We start from the raw sequence: 25542 nt of genomic DNA, 5'->3' as shown, positions 1-25542 counted from the left end.
ACATGAGCGACCAGTACCCCGATCCGTACGATCCGTACGACCCCTACGGCCGGCAGCGGCAGCAGCCGCCGCAGGAGCCGTACTACGACTACGGCTACCCGCCCCAGCAGCAGCCCCGGCAACAACACCAGCCCCAGCACCAGCCGCAGTCCCAGCCCCACCAGCAGTGGCCCACCGCCGGCGGGCAGCAGGGCTACGCGCCGGCGGACGAGCCGACGCAGACGTGGGAGACGCAGAGCTGGGACGCGCGGGCGTGGCAGCAGCAGCTGCCCGTGACCGAGCCGTCCTACGGCGGCCCCGCGCAGCAGCAGCACCAGCAGCACCAGGCGGCCTGGCCGCAGCACCAGCCGCAGCACCAGCAGGCCGCCGCCCCGCCCGCGTACGAGCCGGAGCCCGCGCACGCGCACGCGCCCGTCCCCGCGCCGGCGGCAGCCGTCGCGACCGCGCCGGAGCCCGCGCCCGACGCCCCCGGGCGCCCCCTGACCGCCGCAGAGAAGGCCAAGGCCGAGGGCCGCCCGCAGATCCTCTCCCCCGGCTTCCGGCCCGCGCTGCTGACCGCCGTCCTCGCGGTCCTGGCCGCGGCCGCCGCGCAGGCGGGCCCGTACGCCCTGGCCGTCCCCGTGGTGCTGCTCCAGGCGGTGACGGCGGCGGGCTGGTTCCGGCTCAACGGCATGTGGCCGGCCCGGCAGGGCATCGCGCTGGCGTTCCTCGGCGGCCTGGCCGCCGACGCCGGCCTGCTCGCCACGGACGAGGCGCACGCGCCGACGGTGGTGATCGGCACGCTGGGGGTCTGGCTGCTGCTGGTCGTCGTCCTGCACCTGCGCAGCCGCGCCGGGGCGGACGAGCGGCTGTACGGCCTGACGACGGCCGCCGCCTCGTCGGCGCTGACCGTGCTGGCCGCCGGTCACCTGGCCGCGGACCGGGACGCGGTGCTCGTCGGCGCCCTCGCCGTCACCGCGACGGTGCTGGCCCGCGCCCTGCCGCTGCCCGCCCTGGCCGCGCCGGCCGTCGCGCTGGCCGCGGCCGCGGGCGCGGGCGTCCTGGGCGGGCAGCTCGCCCACACCGGCCCGTCCGCCGCCCTGCTGGGGCTGGCGGCCGGCGCCTGCGCCCTGGCCGGCCTGCGGGTGGCGAGCTACGACTACCCGTCGCGCTTCGTCCACATGACGGCGGGCGTGGCCCTGCCGCTGGCGCTGGCGTCGCCCGCGGTGTACGTCGTGGGCCGGCTGCTGTTCTGACGCCCCCGCGCCCGCTGTTCTGACGCCCCGCGCCCGCCGGGCGGTCCGGCGGGCGGGACGGCCCGCCCGGGGAACGCCCTCCCCGGGGCGGCCGCCGGGCACGCCGCTCCCGGCCGCCGCCCGGGAGCGGCGTGCCCGGCCCGGCCGGGTTTCCCCGGGCGCCCGGTTAGGCTCGCCGGAAGGCACTGGGCCGACCGAACCTGGGGGATCGCCATCCGATGCGCGCCATACGCACCCTGTTGATCGTCGCCGTGGTCCTGGCGGGCCTGTTCGCGGCCGCCGACCGCGCGGCGGTCTGGTACGCCGAGAAGAAGGTCGCGGAGAAGATACGCGACACGCAGAGCATGTCCGGCACACCGGACGTCTCCATCAAGGGATTCCCCTTCCTGACCCAGATCGCCGACTCGAAGCTCGACGAGGTCGAGGTCTCGCTGGACGGCGGCGTCACCGCCGGCACGGGCGACAGCACGGTCCAGGTCACCGACTTCGACACGACCCTGCACGGCGTGCGGATCGACTCGGGCTTCACCTCGGCCGTCGCCGACCGGGTCACGGGCACGGCCCACATCTCCTACGCGGACCTGAGCAAGCGCGCCGGACTGGGCATCACCACCGGCTACGGCGGGAAGGACGCCCGGGGCGCCGGCCTGGTCAAGGTCACCGGCAGCCTGCCGCTCCCGATGGGCCGGGTCGAGCGCAGCGTCCTGTCCGCCGTGAGCCTCGTGGACGGCACGACGGTGCGGGTGCGCGCCGAGAAGGTGCCGGACGACCTGCCGGGCCTGGAGCCCCTGATCCGCAAGAAGACCGACTTCGACCGGAAGATCACCGGGCTGCCGCGCGGTGTGCGGCTGACGAAGGTCACCCCGACGCCGAACGGCATCGACATCGAACTGGGTGGGACGGACGTCCGCCTGGCGGGCTGAGAGGCTCCGGGGGAGGTGCCAACTATCCCATATATCGGGACACTTCATCTCACGATCCGGCCGACCGGTGACACACCTCCCCCACCGTCCCTACGATCGGCACCATGAGGCGACAGGCGGATCTCACCAAGCGGCGGGCAGTCGACCTCGGCCGCATGGACGCCACGCTGTGTCGCCTTTCCTGACGCGGAGTTCACCACCCGCTTCCCCCGCTCCTCGCCCTTCCGGCCGCTCACGGCCCCTCCCCGCACCACCGCCGCGTTCCGCAACTGCCCCGGAGGAGAAACGACATGAGCCGCAGTGACGTCCTCGTGGACGCCGACTGGATCCAGGCCCGCATCGACGCGGGAGACCCGAAGACCGTCATCGTCGAGGTCGACGAGGACACCTCCGCCTACGACAAGAACCACATCAAGTCGGCGATCCGGATCGACTGGAAGACCGACCTCCAGGACCCGGTCCGCCGCGACTTTGTCGACCGGGCCGGCTTCGAGAAGCTGCTGTCCGAGAAGGGCATCGCCAACGACGACACCGTCGTCCTCTACGGCGGCAACAACAACTGGTTCGCCGCCTACGCCTACTGGTACTTCAAGCTCTACGGCCACGAGGACGTCCGCCTGCTGGACGGCGGCCGCAAGAAGTGGGAGCTCGACTCCCGCGACCTGGTCACCGAGGTGCCGCAGCGCCCGCGCACCCAGTACAGGGCCAAGCCGCAGGACACCTCGATCCGCGCCTTCCGCGACGACGTGCTCGCCGCCATCGGGCAGCTCAACCTGATCGACGTCCGCTCCCCCGACGAGTTCAGCGGCAAGCTGCTCGCCCCCGCGCACCTGCCGCAGGAGCAGTCGCAGCGCCCCGGCCACATCCCCACGGCCCGCAACGTCACCTGGTCGAGGACCGCCAACGACGACGGCTCGTTCAAGTCGGACGAGGAGCTGCGCGCCCTCTACGCCGACGCCGGGCTGGACTTCTCCAAGGACACCATCGCCTACTGCCGCATCGGCGAGCGCTCCGCGCACACCTGGTTCGTCCTGCACGAGCTGCTCGGCCAGTCCAACGTCCGCAACTACGACGGCTCGTGGACCGAGTACGGCTCCCTCGTCGGCGTGCCGATCGAGCTCGGCTCCAACTGACCGCGCGGCAGCGCACCGCGAACGACCACGACGTAAGGATCACCATGTGTGGAGCACAGGCCGGCGGACCCGACGCCTCGACCGCCCGGAGCGGTGAGACGACCATCCAGGGTTCCGTGACCCGCGACGGGGTGCCCGTCTCCGGCTACGTCCGCCTGCTGGACAGCACGGGCGAGTTCACCGCCGAGGTCCCCACCTCGGCGACCGGGCAGTTCCGCTTCTACGCGGCCGAGGGCACCTGGACCGTCCGCGCGCTCGTCCCGGGCGCGACGGCCGACCGCACGGTCGTGGCGCGGAAGGGCGGCCTGGCCGAGGTCGCGATCACGGTCTGAACCGCAAGAGGGCCGCGCTCGCCCCCTCCGGGGGGTGGCGCGGCCCTCGCAGCACCGCCCCCGTCGCCGTACCGTTGAAGCATGTACACACGGCGACGGCACGTGTACTTCGCCATGATGGGCACCTGCATCGGCCTGTTCGTCCTGGCCTGGGCCGTCGTACGGCTCTGGTCGGTCCCCGCGGCCATCGGGATGTGCCTGGTCGCCATGGTCATCCCGCCGGTGGCCGCCGTCGTGGCCAACCGCCGGGGCCCGGACGACCGCTGGTGGGACGAGACCGGGGACCCCGAGTCGGACCGCTGGTGGAACGAGCTGGACGACCGCGACCACCGGTAGGCCCGGCCGCGTCAGTACACCAGCGCCTGCACGTCGTCGGCCATGACCTCGCCGACGAACACCTGGGCGCCCGCGATGCGCGCGCCCTCGATCAGGTCCTTCTCCTCGATGCCCCGCCGGGCCGCGCACTGGGTGCAGACCGTGATCATGCCGCCGCCGGCCCGGATGCCGTCGATCAGCTCGGGCAGCGGGGCCGCGTGCGGCAGCTCGAACTCCTCCGCCCGCCCCGGCAGCGCGAACCAGGACGATTCCCCGGTCAGCCAGAGCGAGACCTCGACCCCGCTGGCCACGGCCACGGCCGCCACCGTGAACGCCTGCGAGCACCGCTCGGGCGCGTCCGCGCCCGCCGTCACCTTGATCACGAGCTTCTTCCGCATGGGGCCACTGTAGAGCGGGCGGGGACGGACCTCACAGAGCCGGGGGACAGCCCTCCGACTAGACTCGACCCGGTCCGTAACACCCTCACTCCGACCGAGGAGCGCGCTCGTGCTTGAGGCTTTCTTCACCACCCTGCTGGTTCTGGTCGCCGTCGGCGTTCTCGCGTTCGCCGGGCTGACCTGGAAGAAGCTGTACCAGGGCCAGCGCTGACCCTCCTTGTTCACCCCCCTACAGATCGTCTGAGCCCATGATCGAGATTCCGTCCGACCTGCACCGGGACCTGGTCCCCCTCGTCTTCCTCCTCGGCAAGTGGGAGGGTGCCGGCGTCGCCGACTTCCCCGGCTCCGAGAAGTGCAACTTCGGCCAGGAGGTCACCTTCACCCACGACGGCCGGGACTTCCTGGAGTACACGTCGCGCAGCTGGGTGCTGGACGCCGAGGGCAACAAGGTGCGGCCCCTGGAGACCGAGAGCGGCTACTGGCGCATCGACGCGGACCGCAAGGTCGAGGTCGTCATGATCCGCGACGCGGGCGTCGTCGAGGTCTGGTACGGCGAGCTGGCGGACAAGAAGCCGCAGATCGACATCGTGACGGACGCGGTCGCGCGGACCGCCGCGTCCGGCCCGTACTCCGGCGGCAAGCGCCTCTACGGCTACGTCAAGGGCGACCTGATGTGGGTCGGCGAGAAGGCCACCCCCGAGGTGCCGCTCCGCCCCTACATGTCGGCGCAGCTGAAGAAGACCGCCGACGTCGCGGCCCTGGAGGAGTGGGCCCGCAACCTGCCGGACGACCTGCCCGACGGCGTCTCCTTCTTCCGCCCGGACGGCACCCCGTACCACCCCGAGCAGCCGTAACCCGACGGCCGCCCGACCAGCGCCCCGCGGGGGAAGTCCGGTGAGAGTCCGGCGCTGACCCGCAACGGTAAGCGAAGCGTCCGCTTCGCGAGCCCGATCACCCGCGGCGGCGTCAGCTCCTGACAACTCGCCGTGGACTGCGAGGGGAGGCCCCCGCGGGCTCACGGCGCGGGGCGCTCCTCGGTACGTACGCCGTACCGCCCAGGCCCACGGCCCGAGGCGGAAGGCACCACCCCCGTGCAACCCACGACGGCCCCCTCCCGGCGGCTGCCGCTGCCACCCCTGGTGACCGGGCTGGGCCTCGCCCTGCTGGTCTCCCTGCTCTGCTGCGTGGCCCTCGGCTCCTCGGGCATCGGCTGGGGCGACGTCCTGCGCTATCTGCGCGCGGGGCTGACCGGCGGCGAGATATCCGCGGACGAGACCTCCGCCTACACCATCGTGTGGGAACTGCGCTTCCCGCGGGCCCTGCTGGCCGCCGTCGTCGGCGCGGGCCTGTCGGCCGTCGGCGTCGCGACCCAGGCGCTGGTGCGCAACGCGCTCGCCGACCCGTTCGTCCTCGGCATCTCCTCCGGCGCCGCCGTCGGCGCCAACGCGGTGCTCCTCTTCGGCGCGCTCGGCTCGCTCGGCGTCTGGGCGCTGTCCGGCGCCGCCTTCGCCTCGGCGCTCGCCGCGATGGTCCTCGTGTACGCGGCGGCCCGCACCCGGCACGGGCTGACGCCGCTGCGGCTGGTGCTCACCGGCACGGCCATGTACTACGGCTTCTCCGCGATCACCGCGCTGATGGTCTTCGGCGCCGACCGCGGCGAGGCCGCCCGCTCCGCGATGATGTGGCTGCTCGGCAGCCTCGGCGGGGCGAGCTGGCAGTCCGTGCCGCTGGCCGCCGCGGCCGTCGCGGCCGGCCTCGGCTACCTCTTCCGCTCCGCCCGCGGGCTGAACGTCCTGGCCATGGGCGACGAGACGTCCTCCGCGCTGGGCGTGGACCCCGAGCGGCGGCGCCGGGTGCTGTTCGTCGTCGTGGCGGCCGTCACCGGGGCCGTGGTGGCGGTCAGCGGCGCGATCGGGTTCGTCGGCCTGATGGTCCCGCACGCCGCCCGGATGCTGGTCGGCGCCGACCACCGCCGGGTGCTGGCCGTCGCGCCGCTGATGGGCGCGGTGCTGCTGGTGTGGGTGGACGTCATCTCCCGGCTGCTGCTGGCGCCCGTCGAACTGCCCGTCGGGGTGATCACGTCGGTGATCGGGGTGCCCTGCTTCGTGGTGCTGATGCGGCGCCGCGGCTACGTCTTCGGGGGTGCCTGATGCGCGTCGACGTCGAGGCCCTGTCCGTCGAGGTCGCCGGCGCCCGGCTCGTCCGCGACCTCGAACTGCGCGTGGGCGACGGGGAGTTCGCCGGGGTCGTCGGACCCAACGGCAGCGGCAAGTCCACCCTGCTGCGCTGCGTCTACCGCGCGCTGCGGCCCACACACGGGCGGGTGCTGCTGGACGGCGACGACCTGCACGCCCTCGACGCCCGCGAGGGGGCGCGCCGGCTGGCCGCCCTGCCGCAGGAGTCGGGGAGCGAATTCGACTTCACCGTCGCCGAGATCGTCGCCATGGGCCGGCTGCCGCACCAGCGGGCGGCCGCGCGGACGACCCGCGAGGACCGGGAGGTCTGCGCGTCCGCCCTCGAACGGGTCGGCGCCGCGCACCTCGCCGACCGCGGCTTCCTCACCCTCTCCGGCGGCGAGAAGCAGCGGGTGCTCATCGCCCGCGCCCTGGCCCAGCAGCCGCGGGTGCTGGTCCTGGACGAGCCGACCAACCACCTGGACATCGGCCAGCAGCTCGACGTCCTCGGGCTCGTGCGGGAGTCCGGGCTCACCGTGCTGGCCGCGCTGCACGACCTCAACCTGGCCGCCACCCACTGCGACGTCCTGCACGTCGTCGCCGGCGGCCGCCTCGTCGCGTCCGGCCCGCCCGGCGAGGTGCTCACCCCCGGGCTGCTGGCCGACGTCTTCGGCGTCCGCGCGCACCGCGTGCCCCACCCCGAAACCGGCACGCCCCAGCTGCTCTTCGACCGTCTCCCCCGATGAGGACCACCACGATGCGCACCGCCCGTACCGCCGTAGCACTGATCGTCGTCGCCGCCCTGGCCGGCTGCGGCGCCAAGGTCGGGGAGGCGAAGGACGAGTCCGAGGCGTCCGGCCACTACCCCGTCACCGTCTCCAACTGCGGGGTGAGGACGACGTACGACAAGGCCCCGCAGCGCGTGGTCACCAACGACGTCGGCATCGCCGAGATCATGTTCGCGCTGGGGCTGGAGAAGCACATGGCCGGCTACGTGGCGCCGGACTACCGGACGAGCCGCACGGCCGACGTCCCGTGGAAGGACGGCTACGACAAGGTCAAGTGGCTGTCCAAGAAGCAGATCAACAAGGAGCTGGTGCTCGACGCGAAGGCGGACCTCGTCTTCGCCGGCTGGAACTACGGCTTCGGCGAGGGCACCGACTTCACCCCCGCGTCGCTGAAGAAGCTGGGCATCGGCTCGTACGTCCTCACCGAGTCCTGCCGCAGCGGCGCCGGCAACGAGCGGGGCGTGATGCCGCCGCTGGAGGCGCTGTACACCGACCTCACCACGCTCGGGAAGATCTTCGACGTGGAGGACCGGGCGGCGGAGCTCGTCGCCGCTTTCAAGAAGAAGGTCGCGGACGCGCAGGCGGGCATCCCCCGGGACGGCAAGCGGCCGCGCGTCTTCCTCTACGACGACGGCCGCGACAAGCCCTTCACCTCCGGCGCCTTCGCCGGCCCGCACGACATCATCACCAAGGCCGGCGGCGACCACGTGATGGCCGACCTCAAGGACACCTGGACGACGGTCAGCTGGGAGACGGTCGTCGAGCGCCGCCCCGACGTCATCGTGATCAACAACTACGGGGACGTGAACGGCGAGCGGAAGAAGGACTTCCTGCTCTCCTACCCGCCGCTGAAGGACGTCCCCGCGATCAAGAACAAGCGGATCTTCGTGCTGGACTACGTCGACCTCGTCGAGAGCCCGCGCAACCCGGACGCCATCGCGGCCCTGGCGCGCTATCTGAAGGGAGTCCGCGCCTCCTGACCGGAGCCCGGAAGCCCCCGCCCCGCCTAGACTGGTCGTGTGGTGGACACCGACTGGCAGAGCGATCTCCGCAGGCGCGGCTACCGGCTGACCCCGCAGCGCCAGCTCGTGCTGGAGGCGGTGGACCGGCTGGAGCACGCGACGCCGGACGACATCCTCACCGAGGTCAGGAAGACCGCGGGCGGCGTCAACATCTCCACCGTCTACCGCACGCTGGAGCTGCTGGAGGAGCTGGGCCTGGTCAGCCACGCCCACCTCGGGCACGGCGCCCCCACCTACCACCTCGCCGACCGGCACGACCACATACACCTGGTCTGCCGGGACTGCACCGGGGTGATCGAGGCGGACCTGTCCGTGGCCGACGCCTTCACCGCGCGGCTGCGCGAGCAGTTCGGCTTCGACACGGACATGAAGCACTTCGCGATCTTCGGCCGGTGCTCCTCCTGCGCGCCGGGGGACGGTTCCGCCGGGTCGTAGGCTGGGCGCATGCTGCGTCAATCGAAGAGCCCTCTGTTGTCGCTGCCCGGCGCCGTCCCCGCCGAGGGCCCGGACGAAGGCGTCGCCGCGCACTACGGCGACCTGTTCCGCGAACAGCGCGCCCTCGCCGACGGTTCGGGCTTCGTCGACCTCTCCCACCGCGGGGTGGTCACCGTCTCCGGGCCCGAGCGGCTGAGCTGGCTCCACCTGCTGATCACCCAGCACGTCACGGAGCTGCCGCCCGGGCAGGCGACGGACGCGCTGATCCTCACCGGCAACGGCCACATCGAGCACGCGCTGTACCTCGTCGACGACGGGGAGACGATCTGGGCGCACGTCGAGCCGGGCACGCAGGAGGCGCTGACCGCCTATCTGGAGAGCATGAAGTTCTTCTACCGGGTGGAGGTGGCCGACCGGACGGACGAGTTCGCGGTCGTCCACCTGCCGGCCGGCTCCATCGCGCCCTCCCCCGAGGACGTCGTCGTCCGCGAGACCTCGTACGGGCGGGACCTCTTCCTGCCGCGCGAGCGGCTCGCGTCCTTCGCGGACGGGCACGGCCCCGCGATCGGTGTGCTCGCCCACGAGGCGCTGCGGGTCGAGGCGCGGCGGCCGCGGCTGGGGCTGGAGACCGACCACCGGACGATCCCCCACGAGGTGGGGCTGATCGGCACCGCGGTCCATCTGCACAAGGGCTGCTACCGGGGGCAGGAGACGGTCGCCCGCGTCCAGAACCTGGGCAAGCCGCCGCGGCGGCTGGTCTTCCTCCACCTCGACGGGAGCGAGGTGCGGCTGCCGGCGCACGGCACGCCGGTCCGTCTCGCCTCGGACGGGCCCGAGGGGCGGCAGATCGGCTTCCTGACGACGTCCGCGCGCCACCACGAGCTGGGTCCGATCGCGCTCGCGCTCGTCAAGCGCAACGTTCCCGTGGACGCGCCGCTCCTCGTGGGCGAGTCCACGGCGGCGTCGCAGGAGGTCGTGGTCGAGCCGTAGCCGCCGCGCTCCGCGCTGGGGTGTCCTCGGGCGCGGGACGGGCCGCACATCGGCCCGTCCGGCGCCCGATGCCCCCTCACACCTCCAGCAGCACCGTGAACGGGCCGTCGTTCGTCAGCGACACCTTCATGTCGGCGCCGAAGACCCCCGTCTCCACCCGCGCCCCCAGCGCCCGCAGCCCCGCCACGACCTCGTCGACGAGCGGCTCGGCGACAGGGCTGGGCGCCGCCGCGTTCCACGTGGGCCGCCGTCCCTTGCGCGCGTCACCGTAAAGCGTGAACTGGGAGATGACGAGGAGCGGAGCCCCCACGTCCGAACACGACTTCTCGTCGGCGAGGATCCGCAGGGACCAGAGCTTGCGGGCGAGCCGCGCCGCCTCCTCCGGGGTGTCGTCGTGCGTCACCCCGACCAGCACGCACAGCCCCTCCCCCACGATCTCGCCGACCGTCCGGCCGTCGACCACGACCGAAGCCCCGTTCACCCTCTGCACCACTGCACGCATGCGGTCCATCATGCCCGCCGTCCCTTCGGGGCCGTTCGGGTGGAGACGTCCTGCGGCCGGGCCGGGGGCAGTGGCACGATGCGTGCAAGCGACGCGACGTGCGGAGCGACGCGTTCGCACCCGGCGCGCGAGGGGACGGAGCCGCATGACCACACCGACCGAGGACCACCTCAAGACGCTCAGGGACGCCGTGGACAGTCTGAACGCGAGGCCGCCGAGCCAGCGCTCGGGCCGGCTCGCGGACGTACCCGTACGCAGCCTCGGCGAGCTCCGTCTCGCGGAGGTGCGGGCGGTGCGCCGGGAGGCCCGGCAGGAGGAGGCCGACCTCAGCTATGTGCGCCGGCTGCTCCAGGGCCGGATCGACATCCTCCGGGCCGAGCTGGCGCAGCGGGCCGGCACGGCCGCCGAAGGCGCGGAACAGCCGCTGGTGGACCGGCTGCCGGAGATCCTCGCCGACGGCCCGTCCGCGCACCGCTCCTCCGCCCGGCACGTGACGGTGGGCACGCCGCACGCGGAGGAGTACCGGCGGCTGGCCGAGGACATGCTCGCCGAGGTCGCCCTGTCCGACCTGGCCGCCCGCACGGACTCCGAACTGCGCGCCGCCCGGCGCCGCCTGGCCGCCTACGAGCGGCACGTCTCCGCCCGCCGCCGGCAGCTCCAGCGCACCGCGGACGACTGCGGGGCCGAGATCGCCCGCCGCTACCGGGAGGGCGAGGCCCAGGTCGACGACCTGCTCTCCTGACGGCGGCGGCGAAAAGCAGGTGCGCCCGGCTCGTCCCCTCTCCTAGCGTGCGCCCATGGGCACCGTCACAAGGACCGTCGACGAGACCGAGCTCGCGGAGTGGATGCGCGGCATGCTGACCGGCTTCCTCCTCTCCGCCACGGCCTCCAAGGAGGACGTCGAGCTCCGCCGCGGCGGCATCGACTTCTCCCGGACACAGGGCGCCTTCGACGACGGCCGCTGCGTGGGCACCTTCCGCAGCTTCGCGCAGCGGATCACGCTGCCCGGCGGCGCGGCGGCCCCGGTGAGCGCGGTCACCAACGTGACGGTGTCGGCGACGCACCGCCGCCGCGGCCTGCTCAGCGGGATGATGGCGCGCGAGCTGCGCGCGGCCAGGGAGCGCGGGGACGCCGCCGCGACGCTGACCTCGGCCGAGTACCCGATCTACGGCCGGTTCGGCTTCGGCCCGGCCGTCTCGGCGGCCTCCTGGGAGGTGGACACCGCGCGCACCGGCCTCGACCGCCGGTACGGCGCGCCCCCGTGCGGCGGCCGGGTCGACTTCGCGGACGGTGCGACGGTGCGCGAGCTGGCCCCCGCCCTGCACGAGCGGGTGCGCACCGCGCGGCACGGCGTGGTCGACCGCGACGAGCGGTGGTGGCGCCTGGCCACCGGCGACCTGCGCCGCTCCGACTGGACGGAGCCGTTCCACGTCCTGTACCGCTCGGCGGACGGCCGCGTCGACGGGCTCCTCACCTACACCGCCGACGACGTGTGGACCGCGAAGCGCCCGCAGAACACGGCGCGCGTGCGCGACCTCGTCGCGGCCACGCCCCAGGCCGAACGGGCCCTGTGGCACTTCCTGTTGACGGCCGACTGGGTCATGACCGCCGACACGGGGCTGCGCGCCCCGGACGACGTCCTGCCGCTGCTGCTGCCCGATCCGCGGGCGGCGCGCATCACCGTCCAGGCCGACTTCGTGTGGCTGCGCCCGCTGGACGTCCCGGCGCTGCTGGAGGCGCGGACGTACGCGGTCCCCGGCTCGCTCGTCGTCGAGGTCGCCGACCCGGACGGGTACGCGGCCGGCCGCTGGCTCCTGGACGCCGGGGAGGGCGGCGCGAGCTGCACGCCGACCACCCGTACCGCCGATCTCGCGCTCGGTGCGGGCGAGTTGGGGCGCCTCCTGCTCGGCGACGAGTCCGCCGTCCGCCTCGCCGCGCTCGGGCTCGTCACCGAGGAACGCCCCGGGGCGGCGGCCCGGGCGGACGCGCTGCTGCGGACGTCGCGCCGGCCGTGGTGCCCGGACACGTTCTGACCGTACCGTCCGCCCGGGGCGGGGGCAGCCGCGCCGTGAAGAACGACCGCACCCAGTGCCGCAGCAGCGGCACCGACTCCTCCGGGCCGACGGCCCCCACGAGGGCCCTCCTGGCCTCCGGGGCCATCAGTCCGGCGCGCTCCAACTGCGGGGCGAGCGACGCGTAGTCGCTGAACACCCAGTGCGTGGCGCGCGTCATCCGCCGCCGGGTCACGAGCCACGGCCGCGAGCGGGCCGTGACCGCGCCCCACGACCGTTCGAAGCGCGCGTCGTCGAAGCCGTCCGTTCCCGCGAGCAGCAGCGGGCGGTCGGCGCCCTCCCGCGCCACCGGGAACAACTCCCCGTCGGGGTCGTCCAGATACCCCTCCAGGTTCACGACGGCCCGCACCCGGTGGTCGCCGCGCAGCGCCTCCGTGACGGCCGTTCCGCCGGCGGAATGCCCGTACAGGCCGACGCGGTACGGGTCGAGGGCCCTGGCGAGGCCGTCGGGCAGGGGACGGCCGGCCGCGTCGGCCGTGCGCCGCCCGGTGGCGAAGGCCGCCAACTCGTCGAGGACGAAGCGGAGATCGGCGACACGGGCCGCGATCATGGTGTGGAAGGTGGCCGTACCGACGCCCGGGGTGAGCCGGGTCGGCCGGACCATGTCACGGCCCTCCCGGGCCACCGGGAAGGCGACCTCGCTGGCGTCGCCCGGATGGTCGAGGGCCACCACGACGTACCCCCAGGACGCCAGTTCGGCGGCGAGCGAGGTGCCCATGGCGCGCGGTTCGGCGCCGCCGGGGCTGAACAGCAGGACGGGACGCCGCCGTCCGCCCGCCGCGGGCGCCCCGGGGTGCGCGGGGGACGCGGTCGCCGCCCAGTCGACGCCGGCCGCCGGCAGCCGGTGCAGCGGCACGTCGATCCGCCCGAACAGCTCCACCGCGGCCCGCTCCATCTGCCGCCCGGCCGGGAACCCCCGGACCGTCCGCGCCGGGTAGAACGCCGTCGCCATCACCTCGCGCACGGCGATCCCCGCCTCCCACGGGTCGTGCCGCGCCCGGTCGACCAGGTACAGCGGGACGGACCCGACCGGGTGCGGCCCGGCCGGCTCCGGCAGCCGCGGTACGAACCGGCTCCCGCCCCGCGGGAGCAGCAGCCCCGCCCCCGCGGCGACGACCACCGCCCGTCTGCTCACCCCGTACGCCATCGCGAACTCCCTTCGTCCGCTCGCATGCTTGCGCGGACGGGCCCTCACGGGCGAAGGTTCAGGCCCCGCCCGAAAGGATGGCGACGTGATCCGTATCCACTTCACGGCCGCCGACTTCGCCCGGGTCCGCTTCGCGCCCCGGCCGGCGCCGCTCCAGGAGCTCCACGCCACGCTGTCGACGCTGCTCGCCCGCCACGACGGCCTCCTCCTCGACCGCTGGCGCCGCCGCCTCCTGCGCTCCCTCCCCGCCGCGGCCGCACCCCTCGCGGACCTCGTCCCCGCCGGGGCGGCGCCGCGCTTCCTCGACGTATACGAGGACGGGCTCGGGGAGGCGCTGGACGCCGTCCGTGCCGCGCCCCGGCGGCTCGTCGGCGCGGAGCTGGAACGGGTCTACGCGGCGTCCCCGGGAGCGCCTCCGCCGTGGGTGCGGGGGCTGCGCCGGGGCGACGCCGAGGCGTGGGACGTCCTCGGGCGGGCGCAACGGGCCGCGTTCGAGACGGTGCTGGGGCCGGTGTGGGACGTGGTGCGGGACCTGCACGCGGCGGAGTTCGCGCGGTACGCGGTGGCAGTGGCGGAGGGGGGCGTGGCCCCGGCCCTGACGTCGCTGCTCCCGGCCGCGCGCCTCACGGCCTCCACGCTGGAGCTGCCGGGCCCCGCCCCGGACGAGGAGGTCTCCCTGGACGGCAGGGGCCTGATCCTCCTGCCCACCTTCCACTGGACGGGCCGTCCGCTGCTCTGCCGCCCGCCGGACGGGGCGCCGCCCGCCCTGACCTATCCGGCGGGGCCGGGCCTGCCGCCGAGCCCGTCCGGGACGCCGGACGGGCTCGCGGCGCTCCTCGGCCGGACGCGCCTCGACGCGCTGCTCCTCCTGTCCGACGAGCACTCCACGAGCGGGCTCGCCCGGCGGCTCGGCGTCAGCAACGCGACGGCCTCCGCCCACGCGGCCGCCCTCCGCGCAGCGGGCCTGATCACCACGGCCCGCACCGGCCGCTCCGTCACCCACCACCGCACCCCCCTGGGCACCCTCCTCGTGTCCCACCGCACCTGACCCCTCCCGGGCTCGCCCCGGGGGACAGAGCCCCCCCCGGGGGGCGAGCCCGGGCGGGGTCAGCGCCGGCGCCCCCGCGCGGAGTCGGCTCAGCCCAGCCGCGCCTCGGCATACACCGCCATCGCCGCGCACTGATACTCGGCGAGCCCTTCCGCGATCCGGTCGTAGTTGGCCCGGAACTCGGGGTCGTCGACGTAGTGCCGGCCGAGCCCCTTGTACGCGGCCGCGTCCGGCGTCCAGAAGCGGCACACGCCCCGATAGTGCGCGTCCACTTCCTCCTGCACCACCGGATCGTCCGCCGGCCGCCCCTCCACCATGAACTCCGCGAAGCGGACCATCTGCGCGGTCACCTCCCGCTGCCACCGCTCCGTGTCCTCGGCCGTCATCGACTCGACGGCCCGCCGCGACTGCTCCCAGTGCTCCGGCCACCGCTCCCGGACCTCGTCCGAGCGGTCCGACCACTCGAAGCCCTCGAAGAGGTTCTCGGGGTTGTTGATCTTCATCATGTCCCGGTCGTCCCTGCCTTCCTCCAGTTCGGCGATGGTGCGCCCGACCGTGCGGGCCAGCGTTTCGAGCCGGTCCCGCTCCGCCAGCAGCCGCCGGTGGTGCTCGCGGAGCACGGCCACCCGGTCGGCCCCGCTGTCCAGGACCGCCCGGATCTCGCGCAGACCCACGCCCAGCTCCCGCATCAGCAGAATCTGCTGCAGGCGCAGCAGGTCGGCCTGCTCGTAGTGGCGGTGCCCGTTGCTCCCGGTCCACGCCGGGGGCAGCAGGCCGATCTCGTCGTAGTGCCGCAGCGTCCGGGACGTCACCCCGGACATCCGGGCCACGTCCGCGATCGACCAGGCCATAGCCGGACAGCCTCTCTCTTCCGTCGCCGGGCCGGTCGTTCCGGCCCGCTCACGACCGTAGGAGTTGACGTTGCGGAAACCGCAAGCGATAAACCCCGGATAAACCACAGCAAGCGGTCGCTTGCAAAAGTTAGCAAGGTGCGGCAGCATCGGCGGCATGGGATCGCTCAACGTCGGCAACCTCGGCGAGTACCTGCGCGAGCAGCGCCGCAACGCGCAGCTGACGCTGCGTCAACTCGCCGACGCGGCAGGCGTGTCCAACCCGTACCTCAGCCAGATCGAGCGCGGCCTGCGCAAGCCGAGCGCCGAGATCCTCCAGCAGCTCGCCAAGGCGCTGCGGATCTCCGCGGAGACGCTGTACGTGCAGGCCGGGATCCTCGACGAGCGGAGCCGGGAGGAGGCGGAGGTCCGCAGCGCGATCCTCTCCGACCCCTCGATCACCGAGCGGCAGAAGCAGATCCTGCTGGAGATCTACGACTCGTTCCGCAGGGAGAACGGGTCGTCGAGGACCAGCGGCACCAAGGACGACAACAACGGCAGCAAGCCCTCCGGCTGACCCGCGGGACAGCCGGTCCGCGAGACGGGAGACCCATCGCATGGCCATCACCCAGGACATCCGCAAGGCGGCCACCGACACCGCCTACGCGGCGGCCGGGGCCGCCGACCTCGCCGCCGAGAAGCTCGGACAGGTCGTCGCCGAGGCCCCCGCGCGGTTCGAGCAGCTGCGCCGCACGGACCCGAAGGCCCTGGGCGACCGGGTGAGCAGGAGCGCCAAGGAGGCCCAGGAGCGGGTCACCGCCAAGGTCGGCGAGCTCGCCCAGACCCTGGACGGGGACCTCAAGAAGATCGGCCAGACCGTGCAGGACCTGGCCCTGCAGGGCGTCGGCCAGGCCGTCGGCCTCGCCGCGAAGGGCGGCGAGACCTTCGAGAAGCTGGCCGAGCGCGGCCGCGAGGCCGTGAAGACCTGGAACGGCGAGCAGCCGGCGAAGGAGACCGCGGAGATCCCCGTGGCCACCGAGCCCAAGGAGCAGGCGGCCGCGGAGGACGCCAAGGACGCCAAGGACGCCGAGGACGCCGAGCACACGAAGAACGGCGAGGCCGAGAAGCCCGCGGCCAGGAAGACCGCCCCGCGCCGCACCACGGCCCGCAAGGGCGAGACCGCGAAGGCGGACGACGCCTCGTAGTCCGGACACCGAGGTGACAACGATCCGGGCACCTCACCGGTGCCCGGATCGTTCCCCGGGTACGGTGGGCGGCAAGGGCAGACGACAAGAGGTGGCGGGCCATGCTGGTACAGGGCTTCAACGTGATCTGGGGCTGGATCTCCCTCGGCCTCCTCGTCTTCGCGCTGGCCGCCTTCGTCAACGCGGCCGTCCACCGGGACGAGGCCTACCGCGCCGCCGACAAGCAGAACAAGGGCTTCTGGCTGATCATCCTCGGCATCACGGTCGCCGTGGACCTCTTCCTCGGCGTCTGGGGCTTCCTGCCGATCCTCGGCCTGGTCGCCACGATCGTCTACTTCGTGGACGTGCGCCCGGCGCTCAAGCACGTCTCCGGCCGCGGCCCCCGCCGCCGCGGCTCCAGCTCGGACGGCCCGTACGGCCCGTACAACGGCGGCCGTTGAGGCGGTCGTTGACGGCCGCCTTTGGCGACGGCCGCCGCGGCGCCCTCAGCGATCGAGGAGCAGGACGGCCAGGTCGTCCGTCAACTCCTCGCCGTTCAGGGCCCGTACCTCCGCGACGGCGGCGTCGAGGAGCTCCTCCCCGCCCAGCCCCTCCTTCATCCGACGGGTGATCATCTCGACCATCCCCTCCTGGCCCAGCCGCCGCGCGCCCGCGCCCACCCGGCCCTCGATCAGGCCGTCGGTGTACATCAACAGGCTCCAGGAGTCGCCCAGTTCGACCTCCTGGCGCGGCCAGCGCGCCCCGGCGAGCAGGCCGAGGGCCGGCCCGCCGCCGTCCTGCGGCAGCAGACAGGGCGGCTCGCCGCCGCGGGCCAGCAGCGGGGCCGGATGCCCGGCCAGGTGGAGCCCGGCGGAGCGGCCGTCCGGCGCGATCTCCAGCACGCACAGCGTCGCGAAGGTCTCGTGGTCGGCGCGCTCGTGCTCCAGCACCTCCTGGAGCGTGCCGAGCAGCGCCTCACCGCCCATCCCGGCGAACGTCAACGCCCGCCAGGCTATGCGCAGTTCGACACCGAGCGCCGCCTCGTCGGGGCCGTGGCCGCAGACGTCGCCGATCATCACGCGGACGGTGCCGTCGGCGGTGCGCACCGTGTCGTAGAAGTCGCCGCCGAGCAGCGCGCGGCTGCGGCCCGGCCGGTAGCGGGCGGCGAAGCGCAGCTCGGAGCCGTCCAGCAGGGGGTTGGGCAGCAGCCCGCGCTCCAGCCGCGCGTTCTCCTGGGCGCGCAGCCGGCTCTCGGTGAGCTGCCGCTGGGCGAGGTCGGCGCGCTTGCGCTCGACGGCGTAGCGGACGGCGCGGGCGAGGACGGGTCCGTCGAGTTCGTCGCGGTGGAGGTAGTCCTGGGCGCCGACGCGTACCGCCTCGGCGGCGCGCTCGGCGTCGTCCTCGCCGGTCAGCGCGAGCACGGCACGGCTCGGGGCCAGGCGCAGCACATGGTGCAGGACCTCCAGCCCGCCGTCGGGCGCGCCGTCGGCGGCCGGCAGGTCGAGGTCGAGCAGGACGCAGTGGACGTCGTCGGTGAGCAGCCGCTCGGCCTCGGTGAGGTTGCGCGCGGTGCGGATGCGCAGCGGCCTGCCGGCCACCACGGTCGTCTCTGCGAGTTCGGGCACGGAGAGCGACCCCGCCGGGTCGTCCTCGATGACCAGCAGGGTCAGCCCGCCGTCGGGCGGTCCGGCGGAGGTCTCCGCGGGGCCGGGTGCGGTTACGGGCGTCACGTCGGTTTCCTTCCTCCCCCGGCGGCTGCCGGGGGGTGCCCCCCGGGGTGGCTCCCGGGGGAGCGGTACCCGACGTGACAGTAGCGGGAGGGCGCGGGCGAACGGAATGGTACGGAGCCACCCGCCTCTGTCATATGCCGTTGCCAAGGGGGCTTTTGGGGCCCGTAGGGCGGAAGGCGTCATGAGATACGTCACGCCGCGGGTGGGTGTGCGACGCGTGATCGGGAGTGGGAGTGACGGGGGTTACGTGACGCGCACCTCAACTCCCGTACCGGAGCCCGCCCGTGCGGGAGCCCGGGCGTGACGCGCGTCTCAGCCCGGCCGGACCACCCCGAGGATCGGCATCGAACCGGCCCCGGCGAGCGTCACCTGCCGCCCGGGGCGGGGCGCGTGCACCATCGTCCCGTCGCCGATGTACATCGCCACGTGGCTGGCGTCGGAGAAGTAGATGATCAGGTCCCCGGGCCGCATGTCCTTGACCTCGACCTTGGGGAGCTGCCGCCACTGCTCCTGCGAGGTGCGCGGTATCGGGTGGCCGGCCGTGGCCCAGGCCCGGGAGGTCAGGCCGGAGCAGTCGTAGGTGTCGGGGCCGACCGCGCCCCACACGTAGTCCTTGCCTATCTGGGCGGTCGCGAACTCTACGGCGCGCCGGCCCGCCTCGGTGACCGAGCCGGCGGAGTCCTTGAGCGGGAGGCCCTTGACCGCGTCGGAGGCGAGCCACTGGCGCTGCGCCCGGCGGGCCTGCTCCTCCTCCAGCTTCCGCAGCCGCGCGCGCTCCTCGTCCGCCAGCCGGGACTCGAGCCTCCTCGCGGCGTCCAGCCGGGTCTCGATCTCCTTCTTGGCGTCCTCCTTCTTCTTCCGCTCCGCCTTGAGCTGCTTCCAGCGCTCGTCGGCCGCCTTCGCGTAGCGGTCGAGCTCCGCCTTGACCGTCTCCGTCTCGGTGAGCAGGCGGCGGGTGGCGTCCTGGCCGCGGCGGGTCAGGTCGAGGGAGGCGAGGAAGTCGTCGGGCGAGGGGGCGAGGAGGAGCCGGGCGGACGGCGCGAGGCCGCCGGTGCGGTACTGGGAGCGGGCGAGCTCGCCGATGCGGTCGGTCAGCTCCTGCCGGCGCTTCTCGGCGGCGGCCACCCGCTCGGTGAGGTCGGAGACGTTCTTCTGCTGGAGCTTGGCCTGTTCGTCGGCGGCGTTGTACGCGTCGGTGGCCGCCTCGGCCTTGCGGTAGAGGGACTCCACCTCCCGGTGGACGTCCTCCAGGCTCCGCCGCGTCGGCTGCGGGTCGGCCCAGGCGGCCGGGGGGACGGCGGCCACGGCGGCGCAGACGAGAGCGGTGGCGACGAGCACGCGCCGGGCGTGCGGTGTTCTCCGTACGCCCTCGTGACCGTTCTTCACGCCCCTGTCGTGCATGGCCCCGCCGTTCCGTCCCACGGTCACCTCCGCGACTCGACCCCCCGCGGCCCCACCTGCCGCGACGCGCGGAAGGGATCGTGTCACGAGCGTCACAAAACCAACAGAGAGCTGCGTCACACTTGGCCGGAAACCCGTTCTGGCGGGATCCGTTCGGTGAAGCCGCCCCGACGGCCGAGGTTCACCGTGCGTTCACCCCACCCCTTCGACGGCTTCACCTGATCTGCTTAATTTCAGCCGTGGAACAGGGCCGCACGGTCATGAACGACCCGGCACCGCGCCCGACCTCGCACGCCGCCCCGCGGCGGCCATCGGAAGGAAACACCCGACAGTGAAGCTTCAGCGCAAGAACCGGCTCCGGGCCGTCGCCTTCGGCGCCATCGCCGTCTCCGGCGCCCTGGTCCTCACGGCGTGCGGCTCCGACGACAACAGCGGCGGCTCCGGCGGCTCCGGCTCCTCGAAGGCCGCCTCCGACGTCAAGTGCGACGGCAAGGGCCAGCTGCTGGCCTCCGGTTCGTCGGCGCAGAAGAACGCCATGGACCTGTGGGTCAAGAACTACATGGCGGCCTGCAAGGACGTCCAGATCAACTACAAGGCCACCGGCTCCGGCGCCGGCATCCAGGAGTTCCTCCAGGGCAAGACCGCCTTCGCCGGCTCCGACTCGCCGCTGAAGCCGGAGGAGGTCGCCAAGTCCAAGGACGTCGTCAAGGGCGGCCAGGGCATCAACCTCCCCATGGTCGGCGGCCCCATCGCCATCGGCTACAACGTCCCGGGCGTGGACAGCCTGGTGCTGGACGCGGAGACCCTCGCCAAGATCTTCGACGGCAAGATCGAGAAGTGGAACGACGAGGCGATCGCCAAGCTCAACAAGGACGCCAAGCTCCCGGACCTGAAGATCCAGGCGTTCCACCGCTCCGACGAGTCCGGCACCACGGACAACTTCACCAAGTACCTCAAGGCCGCCGCGGGCAGCTCCTGGCCCTACGCCCCCGCCAAGGCCTGGGCCCCCAAGGGCGGCCAGGCGGCGGACGGTTCGGCCGGCGTCTCCTCCCAGGTCAAGCAGGTCCAGGGCGCCATCTCCTACTTCGAGCTGTCCTACGCCACCGCGAGCGGCATCAAGACGGTCAAGCTCGCCACCGGCGCCTCCGCCCCGGTCGAGGCCAGCTCCGACAACGCCTCCCGGGCCATCGCCGAGGCGAAGATCACCGGCACCGGCAAGGACCTCTCCCTCAAGCTCAACTACACCACCAAGGCCGAGGGCGCCTACCCGCTGACCCTCGTCACCTACGAGGTCGTCGGCGACAAGGGCAACAAGGCCGAGACCCTGCCGGCCACCAAGTCCTTCCTCACCTACATCGCGAGCGAGGAGGGCCAGTCCGTCCTCAAGGGCCTCGGCTACGCCCCGCTGCCCGCCGAGATCGCCAAGAAGGTCCGCGAGAACGTCGCGAGCCTCTCCTGACCCGTACGGCCGGCCCCGCCCCGGAGCTCCCCCTCCGGGGCCCGGCCGGCCGTACCGTCCGGCGCACCGCCGCACACCGGAGACTCCCGTGGACGAGATGGACATACCGACTTCAGCAGCATCCCCCGGCGGACCCCGGGCCAAGGCCGCGGCCCGCCCCGGCGACCGGATCTTCCTCGGGCTCTCCCGGGGCTCCGGCATCCTCCTCCTGGTGATCATGGCCGCCATCGCGGTCTTCCTCACGGTCCGCGCGGCCCACGCCCTCGCGCAGGACCACGGCAACTTCCTCACGACGTTCGAGTGGAACGCCAACACCGACCCGCCGGTGTTCGGCATCGCCGTCCTCGCCTTCGGCACCGTCGTCAGCTCGCTCCTCGCGATGCTGCTCGCCGTGCCGGTCGCCCTCGGCATCGCGCTCTTCATCTCGCACTACGCGCCGCGGAAGCTGGCCGCGCCGCTGTCGTACGTCATCGACCTGCTGGCCGCCGTGCCCTCGATCGTCTACGGCCTGTGGGGCGCCCTCTTCCTCGTCCCGCACCTGGGCGGGCTCTACGCCTGGCTGGACGAGTACCTCGGCTGGACCGGGATCCTGGCCTACCACAACGGCGCCCCGCGCTCGCTGTTCACCATCGGCATCCTGCTGGCGATCATGATCCTGCCGATCGTCACCAGCGTCAGCCGCGAGGTCTTCCGGCAGGTCCCGAAGATGCACGAGGAGGCCGCGCTCGCCCTCGGCGCGACCCGCTGGGAGGTCGTCCGCATGGCGGTGCTGCCCTTCGGCCGCTCCGGCGTCATCAGCGCCTCGATGCTGGGCCTCGGCCGCGCGCTCGGCGAGACGATGGCCGTCGCCACGGTCCTCTCCCCCAGCTTCCTGATCTCCACGAGCCTGCTCGACCCGGGCGGCGGCACCTTCGCCCAGAACATCGCGAGCAGCTTCAAGGAGTCCGGCGACACCGGCAAGGACGCGCTCATCGCCTCCGGCCTCGTCCTGTTCGTCCTGACCCTGCTGGTCAACGGCGCGGCCCGGATGATCATCGCGCGCCGCAAGGAGTACACGGCATGAGCGACCTGACCCTGGGCCGGCGCGCGCCGGCCGGCGCGGTCCCCCCGTCCACGACCCTGCGCCGCCCGCGGCTGCCCCGCTGGGCGCCCGCCGCCCTCGCCGGCCTCTCCGCCGCCGTCGCCTGCGGCATCGGCCTCGGGGCCGGGCTGAGCAGCCGCTTCCAGTGGGGCCTGATCGCCGCCGCCCTCTTCGTCGCCCTCACCTACGGGCTGACCGCCCGCGTCGAGGGCCTGCGGCAGGCCAAGGACCGCCTCGCCACCAGCCTCGTCTGGACCTGCTTCCTCGTCGCGGTCGTCCCGCTCGTCTCGCTGGTCCAGGAGACGATCGCGCGCGGCGTGAAGGTCCTCGACGGGGGCTTCCTCAGCCACTCCATGGCCGGCGTGCTGACGATCCAGCCGGGCGGCGGCGTCTACCACGCGATCATCGGCACCCTGGAGCAGGTCGGCCTGGCCACCGCCATCGCCGCGCCGGTGGGCCTGCTCACCGCCGTCTACCTGGTGGAGTACGGGCGCGGCCGGCTCGCCAAGGCCGTGACCTTCTTCGTGGACGTCATGACCGGCGTCCCCTCGATCGTCGCCGGCCTCTTCGTCCTCAGCTTCTGGATCATCATGCTGGACTTCGGCTACTCCGGCTTCGCCGGTGCGATGGCCCTGGCGATCCTGATGATGCCGGTCGTGGTCCGCTCCACCGAGGAGATGCTCAAGCTCGTCCCCAACGAGCTGCGCGAGGCGTCCCTCGCGCTGGGCGTGCCCAAGTGGCGGACGATCCTCAAGGTCGTCCTGCCCACCGCCATCGGCGGCATCGCCACCGGCGTCATGCTCGCCGTCGCCCGCGTCGCCGGCGAGACCGCGCCGATCGTCCTGCTGGTCTTCGGCTCCCAGGTGATCAACAACAACCCCTTCGACGGCGCCCAGTCCTCCCTCCCCTACTACATCTACGAGCAGTGGGCGGCCGGCAACGACGCCAGCTACGACCGGGCCTGGGCGGCCGCCCTCGTCCTGATCGCCTTCGTCATGATCCTCAACCTGGTGGCCCGCGGCATCGCCCGCTGGAAGGCCCCCAAGGGAGGACGAGGGTGAGCGGCGGCGAAACGAAGTCCGACCATTCAGTGCGGTCCAGCCGCTGAACGCCGAAAGTGAAGTGACCCCATGGCCAAGCGAATCGACGTCGGCGGCCTCTCCGCGTACTACGGCGCCCACAAGGCCATCGACGACATCTCCATGACCGTCGAGCCGCGCTCGGTGACCGCCTTCATCGGACCGTCCGGCTGCGGCAAGTCCACCTTCCTGCGCACGCTGAACCGGATGCACGAGGTCACTCCCGGCGGGCGCGTCGAGGGCAAGGTCCTCCTCGACGACGAGAACCTCTACGGGCCCGGCGTGGACCCCGTCTCCGTCCGCCGGACCGTCGGCATGGTCTTCCAGCGGCCGAACCCCTTCCCGACGATGTCGATCTACGAGAACGTCGTGGCGGGGGTCCGGCTGAACGGCGGCCGGCTGCGCAAGTCCGACCTCGACGCGACCGTCGAGCGGTCCCTGCAGGGCGCCAACCTCTGGAAGGAGGTCAAGGACCGCCTCCACAAGCCGGGCGCCGGGCTCTCCGGCGGGCAGCAGCAGCGCCTGTGCATAGCCCGCGCCATCGCCGTCGAACCGCAGGTTCTCCTGATGGACGAGCCCTGCTCCGCCCTCGACCCGATCTCGACCCTCGCCATCGAGGACCTGATCGGCGAGCTCAAGGAGCGCTTCACGATCGTCATCGTCACGCACAACATGCAGCAGGCGGCCCGCGTCTCCGACCGCACCGCCTTCTTCAACCTGGCCGGCGTCGGCCAGCCCGGCAAGCTCGTCGAAATCGACGACACCGAGCGGATCTTCTCCAACCCCTCCGTCCAGGCCACGGAGGACTACATCTCGGGCCGCTTCGGCTGACCCCGCCCCGGCCGCTCCCTCCACGCGGTACGCGCCCGCCCACTCGCCTCGTCCCAACACCCCGCCCTTTCACCGTTTCCCCCGGGGCTCCCCCCATCCCCCCGGAGGGGGAGGGGAGGCGGCGCGGCCGCGGCGCCAACCCGGCACGGGGGCGGGGGCTGCGCCGCATCGATCGCAGAAGCGCCGGACGGGCTGAATGGCCCGTCCGGCGCTTGAGGACTTCGCCCGGAGGGCGAATCGGGGGTCCGGGGGACTCCCCGGGAAACGGTGAAAGGTCGGGGAGGGGCACCCAGCCCGTCCGGCGCTTGAGGACAACCGCGCGCAGCGCGGTTGCGGGGAGCGCGAGGCGCGCCGGCCCCGCCCCCCGCGGGGTGGCACAGGGGCGGAGCTCCCTGTGGAGACGGGTCAGGGCGGGGCGGGGGAACACCCCCCTCAGCCAACCGCCAGCTTGCCCGCCCAATAAGCCAACGCCGCGACCCCCGCCGCCGCCGGCATCGTGATGAACCACCCCAGGATGATGTTCTTCGCAACACCCCAGCGCACCGCACTGACCCGCTTCGTCGCCCCCACCCCCATGATCGCCGACGTGATGACATGCGTCGTCGAGATCGGCGCGTGGAACATGAACGACGCCGTGTACATCACGGAGGCAGCCGTCGTCTCGGCGGCGAACCCCTGCGGCGGGTCGAGCTCGATGATCCGCCGCCCCAGCGTCCGCATGATCCGCCAGCCACCCGCGTACGTACCGAGCGAGAGCATCAGCGCACAGGCGATCTTGACCCAGACCGGGATCGGGTCCCCGGCGTCCTCGACGCCGCCGATGACGAGGGCCATCACCACGATGCCCATCGTCTTCTGCGCGTCCTGGAGGCCATGGCCCAGGGCCATACCCGCCGCGGACACCGTCTGCGCGATCCGGAACCCGCGCTTCGCCTTGTGCGGATTGGCCTTCCGGAAGATCCAGAGCAGGATCACCATGACGAAGTAGCCCAGCACCAGGCCCACCACGGGCGACAGGAACATGGGCAGGACGATCTTCTCCCAGACCCCGGACCAGTAGACGGTCGAGGATCCGGCGAGCGCCGCGCCCACCATGCCGCCGAACAGCGCGTGGCTGGACGAGGACGGCAGCCCGAAGTACCAGGTGACCAGGTTCCAGACGACGGCACCGACCAGGGCGGAGAAGAGGATGAGCATCCCCTGGTTGCCCGTGGGGGTGTCGATCAGGCCCTCACTGACGGTCTTGGCGACCCCGCTGCCGAGGAAGGCACCGGCGAGGTTCATCACCGCCGCCATCGCCAGGGCCGCGCGCGGGGTCAGCGCCCGCGTGGAGACCGAGGTGGCGATGGCGTTCGCGGAGTCGTGAAAGCCGTTGGTATACGTGAATCCGAGCGCGACACCGATGGTGACGACGAGAGCGAACGTGTCCACCG

At 73.1% G+C, this 25542-nt stretch carries 28 protein-coding genes and 1 riboswitch; of the genes, 21 read left to right on the top strand and 7 right to left on the bottom strand.

The window, feature by feature from the left end:
* Positions 1 to 2 precede the first annotated feature (2 nt).
* The 5 genes from AC230_RS13500 to AC230_RS13480 all read left to right on the top strand — a co-directional run bounded on the left by AC230_RS13500 (position 3) and on the right by AC230_RS13480 (position 3959).
* A complete protein-coding gene (locus AC230_RS13500) occupies positions 3 to 1235 on the top strand; it encodes a hypothetical protein (protein ID WP_049716429.1) in 1233 nt (410 codons plus the stop codon).
* 218 nt (positions 1236 to 1453) lie between these two features.
* Positions 1454 to 2158 (top strand): LmeA family phospholipid-binding protein, encoded by a 705-nt coding sequence (locus tag AC230_RS13495; protein ID WP_049716428.1) that lies wholly within the window; start codon positions 1454 to 1456, stop codon positions 2156 to 2158.
* A 290-nt stretch (positions 2159 to 2448) separates the two neighbouring features.
* Positions 2449 to 3291 (top strand): sulfurtransferase, encoded by an 843-nt coding sequence (locus AC230_RS13490; RefSeq protein WP_049716427.1) that lies wholly within the window; start codon positions 2449 to 2451, stop codon positions 3289 to 3291.
* Positions 3292 to 3335: 44 nt separating this feature from the next.
* Positions 3336 to 3623, top strand: a complete 288-nt coding sequence (locus tag AC230_RS13485; protein WP_049716426.1) for a DUF1416 domain-containing protein — start codon at positions 3336 to 3338, stop codon at positions 3621 to 3623.
* An 81-nt stretch (positions 3624 to 3704) separates the two neighbouring features.
* Complete coding sequence (locus AC230_RS13480) at positions 3705 to 3959, top strand: DUF3099 domain-containing protein (protein ID WP_049716425.1); 255 nt, start codon at positions 3705 to 3707, stop codon at positions 3957 to 3959.
* Positions 3960 to 3970: 11 nt separating this feature from the next.
* Here the strand turns inward: AC230_RS13480 and AC230_RS13475 are convergent, their stop codons facing one another.
* Complete coding sequence (locus tag AC230_RS13475; protein WP_049716424.1) at positions 3971 to 4336, bottom strand: DsrE family protein; 366 nt, start codon at positions 4334 to 4336, stop codon at positions 3971 to 3973.
* 248 nt (positions 4337 to 4584) lie between these two features.
* Here AC230_RS13475 and AC230_RS13465 point away from each other — a divergent pair, with 248 nt between their 5' ends.
* From AC230_RS13465 to ygfZ, 6 genes are all read left to right on the top strand, one after another.
* A complete protein-coding gene (locus tag AC230_RS13465; protein WP_049716423.1) occupies positions 4585 to 5190 on the top strand; it encodes a heme-binding beta-barrel domain-containing protein in 606 nt (201 codons plus the stop codon).
* A gap of 29 nt (positions 5191 to 5219) precedes the next feature.
* A riboswitch (cobalamin riboswitch) is annotated at positions 5220 to 5293 on the top strand.
* Positions 5294 to 5427: 134 nt separating this feature from the next.
* Positions 5428 to 6486: a FecCD family ABC transporter permease gene (locus AC230_RS13460; RefSeq protein WP_049716422.1), complete on the top strand. Its 1059-nt coding sequence runs from the start codon at positions 5428 to 5430 to the stop codon at positions 6484 to 6486.
* Positions 6486 to 7256, top strand: coding sequence for an ABC transporter ATP-binding protein (locus AC230_RS13455; RefSeq protein WP_049716421.1), 771 nt, complete (start codon positions 6486 to 6488; stop codon positions 7254 to 7256). Before AC230_RS13460 ends, AC230_RS13455 begins: the two co-directional genes overlap by 1 nt.
* Positions 7253 to 8278: an ABC transporter substrate-binding protein gene (locus AC230_RS13450; protein ID WP_241833217.1), complete on the top strand. Its 1026-nt coding sequence runs from the start codon at positions 7253 to 7255 to the stop codon at positions 8276 to 8278. Before AC230_RS13455 ends, AC230_RS13450 begins: the two co-directional genes overlap by 4 nt.
* A 39-nt stretch (positions 8279 to 8317) precedes the next feature.
* A complete protein-coding gene (locus AC230_RS13445) occupies positions 8318 to 8755 on the top strand; it encodes a Fur family transcriptional regulator (RefSeq protein WP_049716419.1) in 438 nt (145 codons plus the stop codon).
* A gap of 9 nt (positions 8756 to 8764) precedes the next feature.
* Positions 8765 to 9745, top strand: coding sequence for a CAF17-like 4Fe-4S cluster assembly/insertion protein YgfZ (gene ygfZ / locus AC230_RS13440; RefSeq protein ID WP_049716418.1), 981 nt, complete (start codon positions 8765 to 8767; stop codon positions 9743 to 9745).
* 76 nt (positions 9746 to 9821) lie between these two features.
* Here the strand turns inward: ygfZ and dtd are convergent, their stop codons facing one another.
* Positions 9822 to 10247 carry a D-aminoacyl-tRNA deacylase gene (gene dtd / locus AC230_RS13435; protein WP_049716972.1) on the bottom strand — a complete coding sequence of 142 codons (426 nt, stop codon included), beginning with the start codon at positions 10245 to 10247 and terminating at the stop codon, positions 9822 to 9824.
* 145 nt (positions 10248 to 10392) lie between these two features.
* Here dtd and AC230_RS13430 point away from each other — a divergent pair, with 145 nt between their 5' ends.
* A complete protein-coding gene (locus AC230_RS13430; protein WP_078871220.1) occupies positions 10393 to 10989 on the top strand; it encodes an RsiG family protein in 597 nt (198 codons plus the stop codon).
* Positions 10990 to 11044: 55 nt separating this feature from the next.
* Positions 11045 to 12280 (top strand): GNAT family N-acetyltransferase, encoded by a 1236-nt coding sequence (locus AC230_RS13425; protein WP_049716417.1) that lies wholly within the window; start codon positions 11045 to 11047, stop codon positions 12278 to 12280.
* On the opposite strand, the gene AC230_RS13420 is transcribed toward AC230_RS13425, so the two are convergent.
* Positions 12195 to 13466 carry an alpha/beta hydrolase gene (locus AC230_RS13420; RefSeq protein ID WP_107082132.1) on the bottom strand — a complete coding sequence of 424 codons (1272 nt, stop codon included), beginning with the start codon at positions 13464 to 13466 and terminating at the stop codon, positions 12195 to 12197. The two genes, AC230_RS13425 and AC230_RS13420, sit on opposite strands and share 86 nt — an antisense overlap.
* An 85-nt stretch (positions 13467 to 13551) precedes the next feature.
* On the opposite strand from AC230_RS13420, the gene AC230_RS13415 reads away from it, so the two are divergent.
* Positions 13552 to 14514, top strand: a complete 963-nt coding sequence (locus tag AC230_RS13415; RefSeq protein WP_049716416.1) for an ArsR family transcriptional regulator — start codon at positions 13552 to 13554, stop codon at positions 14512 to 14514.
* Between the two features lie 89 nt (positions 14515 to 14603).
* On the opposite strand, the gene AC230_RS13410 is transcribed toward AC230_RS13415, so the two are convergent.
* Entirely contained in the window at positions 14604 to 15365 is a 762-nt protein-coding gene (locus AC230_RS13410; protein WP_049716415.1) for a MerR family transcriptional regulator, read from the bottom strand.
* A gap of 157 nt (positions 15366 to 15522) precedes the next feature.
* Here AC230_RS13410 and AC230_RS13405 point away from each other — a divergent pair, with 157 nt between their 5' ends.
* The 3 genes from AC230_RS13405 (at position 15523) to AC230_RS13395 (ending at position 16989) form a co-directional block, all read left to right on the top strand.
* On the top strand, positions 15523 to 15921 hold the full coding sequence (locus tag AC230_RS13405) for a helix-turn-helix domain-containing protein (protein WP_049716414.1): 399 nt from the start codon (positions 15523 to 15525) through the stop codon (positions 15919 to 15921).
* Positions 15922 to 15961: 40 nt separating this feature from the next.
* Positions 15962 to 16549 (top strand): hypothetical protein, encoded by a 588-nt coding sequence (locus tag AC230_RS13400; RefSeq protein WP_053161158.1) that lies wholly within the window; start codon positions 15962 to 15964, stop codon positions 16547 to 16549.
* Positions 16550 to 16650: 101 nt separating this feature from the next.
* Positions 16651 to 16989 (top strand): DUF2516 family protein, encoded by a 339-nt coding sequence (locus AC230_RS13395; RefSeq protein ID WP_049716413.1) that lies wholly within the window; start codon positions 16651 to 16653, stop codon positions 16987 to 16989.
* Between the two features lie 45 nt (positions 16990 to 17034).
* Here AC230_RS13395 and AC230_RS13390 read toward each other — a convergent pair whose 3' ends face one another.
* Both AC230_RS13390 and AC230_RS13385 read right to left on the bottom strand, forming a co-directional pair.
* A complete protein-coding gene (locus tag AC230_RS13390; protein ID WP_049716412.1) occupies positions 17035 to 18258 on the bottom strand; it encodes a PP2C family protein-serine/threonine phosphatase in 1224 nt (407 codons plus the stop codon).
* Positions 18259 to 18570: 312 nt separating this feature from the next.
* Positions 18571 to 19659, bottom strand: coding sequence for a C40 family peptidase (locus tag AC230_RS13385; protein ID WP_078871219.1), 1089 nt, complete (start codon positions 19657 to 19659; stop codon positions 18571 to 18573).
* A 331-nt stretch (positions 19660 to 19990) separates the two neighbouring features.
* On the opposite strand from AC230_RS13385, the gene pstS reads away from it, so the two are divergent.
* The 4 genes from pstS to pstB all read left to right on the top strand — a co-directional run bounded on the left by pstS (position 19991) and on the right by pstB (position 24109).
* A complete protein-coding gene (pstS, locus tag AC230_RS13380; protein ID WP_049716411.1) occupies positions 19991 to 21118 on the top strand; it encodes a phosphate ABC transporter substrate-binding protein PstS in 1128 nt (375 codons plus the stop codon).
* 97 nt (positions 21119 to 21215) lie between these two features.
* Positions 21216 to 22181, top strand: coding sequence for a phosphate ABC transporter permease subunit PstC (gene pstC, locus AC230_RS13375; protein WP_049716967.1), 966 nt, complete (start codon positions 21216 to 21218; stop codon positions 22179 to 22181).
* Positions 22178 to 23260, top strand: coding sequence for a phosphate ABC transporter permease PstA (pstA, locus tag AC230_RS13370; protein WP_049716410.1), 1083 nt, complete (start codon positions 22178 to 22180; stop codon positions 23258 to 23260). The genes pstC and pstA overlap by 4 nt, the downstream gene beginning before the upstream one ends.
* A 69-nt stretch (positions 23261 to 23329) precedes the next feature.
* A complete protein-coding gene (pstB, locus tag AC230_RS13365; RefSeq protein ID WP_049716409.1) occupies positions 23330 to 24109 on the top strand; it encodes a phosphate ABC transporter ATP-binding protein PstB in 780 nt (259 codons plus the stop codon).
* A 432-nt stretch (positions 24110 to 24541) separates the two neighbouring features.
* Here the strand turns inward: pstB and AC230_RS13360 are convergent, their stop codons facing one another.
* Positions 24542 to 25540: an inorganic phosphate transporter gene (locus AC230_RS13360; protein WP_049716408.1), complete on the bottom strand. Its 999-nt coding sequence runs from the start codon at positions 25538 to 25540 to the stop codon at positions 24542 to 24544.
* Positions 25541 to 25542 lie beyond the last annotated feature (2 nt).

Origin of the sequence: Streptomyces caatingaensis (assembly GCF_001187435.1) — a bacterium.
GTDB lineage: Bacteria > Actinomycetota > Actinomycetes > Streptomycetales > Streptomycetaceae > Streptomyces > Streptomyces caatingaensis.
Note: the sequence above shows the minus strand (reverse complement) of the source record. Positions and strands in the feature narration are given on the sequence as shown.

What these genes read in the sequence shown, in the direction of transcription:
- AC230_RS13420 (WP_107082132.1), bottom strand. Translation starts at nt 13,466, where the DNA reads ATGGCGTACGGGGTGAGCAGACGGGCGGTGGTCGTCGCCGCGGGGGCG.
- AC230_RS13500 (WP_049716429.1), top strand. Translation starts at nt 3, where the DNA reads ATGAGCGACCAGTACCCCGATCCGTACGATCCGTACGACCCCTACGGC.
- AC230_RS13400 (WP_053161158.1), top strand. Translation starts at nt 15,962, where the DNA reads ATGGCCATCACCCAGGACATCCGCAAGGCGGCCACCGACACCGCCTAC.
- AC230_RS13490 (WP_049716427.1), top strand. Translation starts at nt 2,449, where the DNA reads ATGAGCCGCAGTGACGTCCTCGTGGACGCCGACTGGATCCAGGCCCGC.
- AC230_RS13450 (WP_241833217.1), top strand. Translation starts at nt 7,253, where the DNA reads ATGAGGACCACCACGATGCGCACCGCCCGTACCGCCGTAGCACTGATC.
- pstA (WP_049716410.1), top strand. Translation starts at nt 22,178, where the DNA reads ATGAGCGACCTGACCCTGGGCCGGCGCGCGCCGGCCGGCGCGGTCCCC.
- AC230_RS13430 (WP_078871220.1), top strand. Translation starts at nt 10,393, where the DNA reads ATGACCACACCGACCGAGGACCACCTCAAGACGCTCAGGGACGCCGTG.
- AC230_RS13425 (WP_049716417.1), top strand. Translation starts at nt 11,045, where the DNA reads ATGGGCACCGTCACAAGGACCGTCGACGAGACCGAGCTCGCGGAGTGG.
- AC230_RS13410 (WP_049716415.1), bottom strand. Translation starts at nt 15,365, where the DNA reads ATGGCCTGGTCGATCGCGGACGTGGCCCGGATGTCCGGGGTGACGTCC.
- AC230_RS13405 (WP_049716414.1), top strand. Translation starts at nt 15,523, where the DNA reads ATGGGATCGCTCAACGTCGGCAACCTCGGCGAGTACCTGCGCGAGCAG.
- AC230_RS13395 (WP_049716413.1), top strand. Translation starts at nt 16,651, where the DNA reads ATGCTGGTACAGGGCTTCAACGTGATCTGGGGCTGGATCTCCCTCGGC.
- AC230_RS13455 (WP_049716421.1), top strand. Translation starts at nt 6,486, where the DNA reads ATGCGCGTCGACGTCGAGGCCCTGTCCGTCGAGGTCGCCGGCGCCCGG.
- AC230_RS13485 (WP_049716426.1), top strand. Translation starts at nt 3,336, where the DNA reads ATGTGTGGAGCACAGGCCGGCGGACCCGACGCCTCGACCGCCCGGAGC.
- AC230_RS13495 (WP_049716428.1), top strand. Translation starts at nt 1,454, where the DNA reads ATGCGCGCCATACGCACCCTGTTGATCGTCGCCGTGGTCCTGGCGGGC.
- pstC (WP_049716967.1), top strand. Translation starts at nt 21,216, where the DNA reads ATGGACATACCGACTTCAGCAGCATCCCCCGGCGGACCCCGGGCCAAG.
- ygfZ (WP_049716418.1), top strand. Translation starts at nt 8,765, where the DNA reads ATGCTGCGTCAATCGAAGAGCCCTCTGTTGTCGCTGCCCGGCGCCGTC.
- AC230_RS13480 (WP_049716425.1), top strand. Translation starts at nt 3,705, where the DNA reads ATGTACACACGGCGACGGCACGTGTACTTCGCCATGATGGGCACCTGC.
- dtd (WP_049716972.1), bottom strand. Translation starts at nt 10,247, where the DNA reads ATGCGTGCAGTGGTGCAGAGGGTGAACGGGGCTTCGGTCGTGGTCGAC.
- AC230_RS13465 (WP_049716423.1), top strand. Translation starts at nt 4,585, where the DNA reads ATGATCGAGATTCCGTCCGACCTGCACCGGGACCTGGTCCCCCTCGTC.
- AC230_RS13475 (WP_049716424.1), bottom strand. Translation starts at nt 4,336, where the DNA reads ATGCGGAAGAAGCTCGTGATCAAGGTGACGGCGGGCGCGGACGCGCCC.
- AC230_RS13385 (WP_078871219.1), bottom strand. Translation starts at nt 19,659, where the DNA reads ATGCACGACAGGGGCGTGAAGAACGGTCACGAGGGCGTACGGAGAACA.
- pstB (WP_049716409.1), top strand. Translation starts at nt 23,330, where the DNA reads ATGGCCAAGCGAATCGACGTCGGCGGCCTCTCCGCGTACTACGGCGCC.